At 74.7% G+C, this 1,163-nt stretch carries 1 protein-coding gene; it reads right to left on the bottom strand.

Annotated elements, in window-relative coordinates; translation table 11 throughout:
• Positions 1-375: 375 nt before the first annotated feature.
• The coding region (locus tag FNH08_RS50345) for a class I SAM-dependent methyltransferase (RefSeq protein WP_228034882.1) at positions 376-1,163 on the bottom strand (788 nt) is incomplete at its 5' end.

Below are 1,163 nucleotides of genomic sequence, written 5' to 3'. Positions count from 1 at the left end.
GGGAAGGGGAGGCGGTGGGATCGGGTGCCGCCTGGCTCGCATGGGCCATGCCCGGTGCGCCCAGTACGGTCACCGCGCAGACCAGTGCCACGGCCGCCGTGGTCAGGCTCCGCTTGCCCGCGCCCATACCTCTTCCCCCAAACTGATTAACCGTCAGTAACTTCCGGACACTTGGGGGATCGTGCCATGTCGTGCCGCAATACGACAGAGGCGGACACCAACTCCCTCCCCAGTTCCACTCCTCCGCAGACCTCCGCAGACGATCTCCCCGCCCTTTGTGACGAACGACTCACGGTGCGCGTTCCCGCAGGCCGGGTGTGACGAGGGGCGTTTCGCGGTCGGCGGAAGTGGCGCGTGGTGCGGCCCCGTGTCACGTCAGCCGCGCGGCGCCAACGCCTCCCACGCCACCGTGACTTCGCCCTGGCGCCAGCGGGCGGCGCGATCCCGCACCGGCCAGTCGGCGCTCACGGCGCGGACGGCGCGCATCCAGCGCTGACGGGCGCCGTACGAGGCGTACGGCGCCGCGGCCGCCCACGCGCGGTCGAAGTCGCGGAGGAAGGCGTGCACCGGCTCGCCCGGCACGTTGCGGTGGATGAGGGCCTTCGGCAGCCGCTCGGCGAGGTCGGACGGGCGGCCCAGGGAGCCGAGACGGGTGGCGAACGTGACCGTACGGGGGCCCTCCGGCCCGAGGGCGACCCAGACGTGACGGCGGCCGATCTCGTCGCACGTGCCCTCGACCAGCAGGCCACCCCGGGACGCGGTCGTGGCGGGGGCGAGCCGTGCGCGGAGGCGGTCCCAGACCGCGGCCACCTCGTCCTCGTCGTACTGCCGCAGGACGTTCGCCGCGCGGATCAGGGTCGGCCTCCCCTCCACCGGGACCTCGAACCCGCCGTGCCGGAAGCCCAGCCCCGCCCGCTCGTACGGCCGCGCGGCCGCCACCCGGGCCGGATCGATCTCGACGCCGACCACGCGGGTGCGGGGGGCGGCCGTGCGCAGCCGCTGGAGCAGTTCCACCGCCGTCCAGGGCGCGGCGCCGTAGCCGAGGTCGACCGCCGTCGGGTCCGCCGCGCGGCGGAGCTCGGCGCCGTGGGTCGCCGCGATCCAGCGGTCCATGCGGCGCAGGCGGTTGGGGTTGGTGGTCCCTCGGGTGACGGTTCCCTGGG

Source organism: Streptomyces spongiae, from assembly GCF_009377185.1.
GTDB lineage: Bacteria > Actinomycetota > Actinomycetes > Streptomycetales > Streptomycetaceae > Streptomyces > Streptomyces spongiae.
Note: the sequence above shows the minus strand (reverse complement) of the source record. Positions and strands in the feature narration are given on the sequence as shown.